The 5,411-nt window shown below is 70.6% G+C and carries 3 protein-coding genes and 1 pseudogene; 3 read left to right on the forward strand and 1 reads right to left on the reverse strand.

What is annotated here, in order from left to right:
- Window positions 1–43: 43 nt before the first annotated feature.
- Window positions 44–1,621, reverse strand: a complete 1,578-nt coding sequence (locus ACJOT3_RS32110; protein WP_406976893.1) for a long-chain-fatty-acid--CoA ligase — start codon at window positions 1,619–1,621, stop codon at window positions 44–46.
- A gap of 391 nt (window positions 1,622–2,012) precedes the next feature.
- Here ACJOT3_RS32110 and leuS point away from each other — a divergent pair, with 391 nt between their 5' ends.
- The 3 genes and pseudogenes from leuS to ACJOT3_RS32125 all read left to right on the forward strand — a co-directional run.
- Window positions 2,013–4,508 carry a leucine--tRNA ligase gene (leuS, locus tag ACJOT3_RS32115; protein ID WP_406976894.1) on the forward strand — a complete coding sequence of 832 codons (2,496 nt, stop codon included), beginning with the start codon at window positions 2,013–2,015 and terminating at the stop codon, window positions 4,506–4,508.
- Window positions 4,509–4,587: 79 nt separating this feature from the next.
- Window positions 4,588–5,175: a hypothetical protein gene (locus ACJOT3_RS32120; protein WP_406976895.1), complete on the forward strand. Its 588-nt coding sequence runs from the start codon at window positions 4,588–4,590 to the stop codon at window positions 5,173–5,175.
- A pseudogene (locus ACJOT3_RS32125) lies at window positions 5,175–5,411 on the forward strand (hypothetical protein); the annotation flags it as partial. The gene ACJOT3_RS32120 and the pseudogene ACJOT3_RS32125, both read left to right, overlap by 1 nt.

Below are 5,411 nucleotides of genomic sequence, written 5' to 3' on the forward strand. Positions count from 1 at the left end.
CCGCCCCTCTCCGCGTTCTACGGGTGCCGGTGCTCCACGGGCGTCAGTCGCGCAGCTCGCGCTTGAGGATCTTGCCGGTGGCGGTCATCGGCAGGCTCTCGCGGAACTCGATCACACGCGGGTACTTGTACGCCGCTAGACGCTCCTTGGACCACTCGGTCAGCGCCTCGGCGGTGAGCTCGGCGCCCTCCTTGAGGATCACGAACGCCTTGATCTCCTCGCCGTGGCTGTCGTGGGGGACACCGACGACCGCCGCGAGGCTCACGGCGTCGTGGCCCATCAGGACCTCCTCGACCTCGCGCGGGTACACGTTGAACCCGCCGCGGATGATCATGTCCTTGGAGCGGTCGATGATGAAGTAGAAGCCCTCGTCGTCGCGGCGGGCGATGTCGCCGGTGCGGAACCAGCCGTCCTTGATCACCTCGGCGTTGACCTCGGGCCGGTTGTGGTAGCCCTTCATCACCAGGTGGCCGCGGATGGCGATCTCGCCGACCGGCTCCTCGCCGTCGGCCGCGACGACCTCGTTCCACTCCGGGTCGATCAGCTTCATCTCCACGCCCCACACCGGCAGACCGATCGAACCGGTCTTGGCCTTGACGGCGGGGTTGTTGAACGAGGCCACCGGGGAGGTCTCGGACAGGCCGTAGCCCTCCTTGATGCCGACGCCGAAGGTGTCCTGGAAGTCCTGGGCGAGCTGGGCGGGCAGCGCCGCGCCGCCGGAGACCGCGTCGACGATGTTGTCCGCGATCGCTTCGAGGTCGTACTTGCCCTCCCCGGCCGAGCGCACCGCGTTGAGCAGGCCCCAGTACATGGTGGGCACGCCCGCGAAGCCGGTGACGCCCTCCTTCTCCATCAGGCGCAGCGCCTCGTCGCCGTCGAAGCGGGGCATCAGCACCAGGGTCGCGTGCCGGTACAGGGCCGCGTTGAGCATGACGGTCTGGCCGAAGATGTGGAACAGCGGCAGGACCACCAGGGCCACGTCGCGGCCGTCCGGGTGCGGGTTGACCAGGCCGGAGGAGACGACCGCGTTCATCATCAGGTTGTTGTGGCTCAGCTCGGCGCCCTTGGGCTTGCCGGTGGTGCCGCTGGTGTAGATGATGACGGCGGTGTCGTCCGAGTTCGCCTGGATGGTCTCGAAGTCGCCGGGCTGGCCCTCCAGCGCCTTCCACAGGGTCTGGGCGCCCTCGATGGTGGACTCGGTCGCCCCGGCGGAGGCGGGCAGGTCGATGTAGGTCTCACAGGTGTCCACCTGGTTGAACGCCTCGAAGGCGCGCTCGCCCAACGGCAGTTCCGGGGTGCCGGTGAACGCGAAGATCGCCTTGGCCCCGGAGTCCTCCAGGTGGTAGGCGATCTCACGCGGGGTGAGCAGGACGTTGAGGGGGACGACCACCGCGCCCGCCTTGAGCGCGCCGTAGTAGACGAAGGGGAAGTACGGCACGTTGGGGCTGGCCAGGGCCACCCGGTCGCCGGGCTTGATCCCCCGGGAGACGAGGAGGTTGGCGACCTGGTTGGCGATCATGTTGGTGATCGCGTAGTTCAGGCGCAGATCTCCGAAGACCAGGCAGTCCTTCTCCGGGACGGATCGGGCACCGTCCTCCAGGACCACGGACAGGTTGAGCATGGGGCCTCCCGCAGGCAGATGTGTCCAGGGACGACAAGGGAACGGGACCCGGATGTGATCCGGGTCGCGTGTTCTGCGCCACTTTCACTGCTGATTGACGGCAGAGTAACAAACCGGGTGGTCGGTGTGGAGGGGCAAGGGGTCCGTAATCTCACGCGACATCCGGTGACACCGTGTGACGACCGGGGGTCGCCAGGGGGCGGCCCGGGGACGTTGTCCACAGGGTGGGAAAGCCGTCCGCGCCCCGGTCCGCCAGCCGATAACCTGAAGGGGATGGACTGCTGCCTGACTCAGGCAGATGTGCCGCCTGGGTCGGGCAGGTGCTGCTCGGCCAAGGCAGCCGACGCTCCCCAGGGCATGTGACCGGACCGAACCGAGGGAACAAGCAGCGATGACAGCGGTAGACGGCGACCAGACGACGGGCGACACCTACGACGCCCGCGCCCTCCAGGACAAGTGGCAGGCGCGCTGGGCCGCCGAACTCCCGTTCCAGGCCGACGAGGACCCCGGTGACACCCGGCCCCGCACCTACGTCGTCGACATGTTCGCCTACCCCTCCGGCGACCTGCACATGGGCCACGCCGAGGCCTACGCCATCGGCGACGTCATCGGCCGCTACCGCTTCCAGCGCGGCGACAACGTGCTGCACCCCGTCGGCTGGGACTCCTTCGGCCTGCCCGCCGAGAACGCCGCCATCAAGAACAACTCGCACCCCGCCGAGTGGACCTACGCCAACATCGAGACCCAGGCGGCCTCCTTCCGCCGCTACGGCATCGCCGTCGACTGGTCCCGGCGCATCCACACCAGCGACCCCGAGTACTACAAGTGGAACCAGTGGCTGTTCACCCGGTTCTTCGAGCGCGGCCTGGCCTACCGCAAGGACGGCCAGGTCAACTGGTGCCCCAAGGACCAGACCGTGCTGGCCAACGAGCAGGTCGTCCAGGGCCGCTGTGAGCGCTGCGGCACCGAGGTCGTGCGCCGCAGCCTCAACCAGTGGTACTTCAAGATCACCGACTACGCGCAGCGCCTGCTGGACGACATGGACCAGCTGGAGGGCGGCAACTGGCCGGACGAGATCCTGGCCATGCAGCGCAACTGGATCGGCCGCTCCACCGGCGCCGACGTCGACTTCGCCATCGAGGGGCGCGAGGAGCCGGTCACCGTCTTCACCACCCGGCCCGACACCCTGTACGGCGCCACCTTCTTCGTGGTGGCCGCCGACGCCGACCTGGCCGACGAACTGTGCGCCCCGGAGCAGCGCGAGGCCTTCGAGGCCTACCGCTCCGAGGTCGCCAAGCTGTCCGACATCGAGCGCCAGACCACCGAGCGCCCCAAGACCGGCGTGTTCCTGGGCCGCTACGCGGTCAACCCCGTCAACGGCGAGCGCATGCCCGTCTGGGCCGCCGACTACGTCCTGGCCGACTACGGCCACGGCGCCATCATGGCGGTCCCCGCCCACGACCAGCGCGACCTCGACTTCGCCCTGGCCTTCGACCTGCCCGTGCGCGTCGTCGTCGAGACCGGCGAGCCCGACCCCGCCGAGACCGGCGTGGCCACCGCCGGCGAGGGCAGCCTGCGCGACTCCGGCCCCCTGGACGGCCTGTCCAAGACCGAGGCCATCGAGCGCATCATCGAGGTCCTGGCCGAGCGCGGCACCGGCAAGGGCACCATCAACTACCGCCTGCGCGACTGGCTGCTGTCCCGCCAGCGCTACTGGGGCACGCCCATCCCCATCATCCACTGCCCCGCCTGCGGCCAGGTGCCCGTCCCCGACGAGCAGCTGCCCGTCACCCTGCCCGAGCTCAAGGGCGCCGAGCTGGCCCCCAAGGGCGTGTCCCCGCTGGCCTCGGCCACCGACTGGGTCAACGTCGACTGCCCGGCCTGCGGCGGCCCCGCCCAGCGCGACACCGACACCATGGACACCTTCGTCGACTCGTCCTGGTACTTCCTGCGCTACATCTCGCCGCGCCTGGACACCGCGCCCTTCGACTCCGACCTGGTCAACGAGTGGGGCCCCGTCGACCACTACATCGGCGGCAAGGAGCACGCGACGCTGCACCTGATGTACGCGCGCTTCTTCACCAAGGTCCTGTACGACCTGGGCATGGTGTCCTTCACCGAGCCCTTCCGCCGCCTGACCAACCAGGGCCAGGTCATCAACCAGGGCCGGGCCATGTCCAAGTCCCTGGGCAACGGTGTCGACCTGGGCAAGGAGATCGACGCCTACGGCGTCGACGCGGTCCGGCTCACCATGCTGTTCGCCAGCCCGCCCGAGGAGGACGTCGACTGGGCCGACGTGTCCGTCGTCGCCGCCCAGAAGTTCCTCAACCGGGCCTACCGGGTGATGAACGAGGCCGGGGCCGCCTCCAAGCCCGGCACCGACCCGGCCGCCGGCGACGCCGAGCTGCGCCGCGCCACCCACCACGCCATCGACCAGGTCACCTCCCTGGTCGAGGCCAAGCGGTTCAACGTGGCCATCGCCCGCATCATGGAGCTGGTCTCCGCCGCCCGCAAGGCCATCGACTCCGGCCCCGGCGCCGCCGACCCGGCGGTGCGCGAGGCCGCCGAGTTCGTGGCCGTCGCCCTGTCCCTGTTCGCGCCCTACGTGGCCGAGGAGGGCTGGGAGCGCCTGGGCCACGTCGGCACCGTCGCCGTCGGCAACTGGCCCCAGGCCGACCCCGCCCTGCTGGTCCAGGAGACCGTGACCTGTGTCGTTCAGGTGCAGAGCAAGGTCCGTGACAAGCTGTCCGTTGCGCCCGACATCGACCCGGCAGAACTGGAACGGCTCGCACTGGCGTCAGAGAAGGCACAGGGCTTCATCGGCGACAAGCAGATCCGCAAGGTGATCGTGCGCGCGCCGAAGCTGGTGAACATCGTCGTCGGCTGACCACCGCGACGGCGGCCGCGACCCGCGGCCGCCGTCGCACCTCGGTCGATCGGCGACCGGACAGGGAGGCGGTGACCGGTTGGGTCCCCTCGCACGGGCGGGTGTGATCGCGGTGGGCGCGGTGGTGGTGTCCGCGTTGGCGATCGGCGGCGGCCTGTGGGCCGCACAGGACGACCCGGACCGACCCCACCCGGGGGATGTCCACACCGCCGCACCCGACTGCGGCGACCTCGGGGAGCTGCTCGACGAGCACCTGCCCGGCGCCGTCCATGACCTCGCCGAACGCGGACCGCTCACCGGCGGTGAGGGCACCGTGTGCCGGTGGACCTCCGCTGGGACCTCCGACACCGCGCGCCAGGGCGTACTGCGGGTGGAGTACTCCGCCCTGTTCACCGACCCCACCGCAGATCAGACCGTCCCCGGCCAGGACCGGGCGGACGCGGCCGCCGCCGCGCTGGCCCCCGCCGACGCCCAGGCCGTGGAGCTGTCCACCGGTGAGGCACTGGTGTGGCGCGGCGGCTCCGGCGACACCGAACTCGCCTTCCGGTCCGACAACCTCCTGGTCCGCGTCTCCTACACGGCCGTCACCGGCGGCGAACCCGTCTCCCCCGACGAGGGCCGGGCCACCGCGGTCGCCTTCGCCGAACGGATCGGAGCCTCCCTGTGATGCCCCCCGGGCACCCGCCCGAGACCGTGCCCTCCAGCCAGCCGCAGAGCCGGGGCTGCGCCACCGCCGGCGTGGTCGTCCTCGCCCTGCTGCTGCTCTCCGCCGCGGGCGGCGCCGCCTGGTACGTCCTGACCCGCGAGGACCCCGAGACCGGCGTGTACGACGCCGCCCCCGGCTGCGAGGTCGGTACCACCGAGGCGCTGGACGCCCGGGTGCCCGACCACGAGCTCACCCTG

It is taken from the genome of Nocardiopsis protaetiae, assembly GCF_045446735.1.
GTDB lineage: Bacteria > Actinomycetota > Actinomycetes > Streptosporangiales > Streptosporangiaceae > Nocardiopsis > Nocardiopsis protaetiae.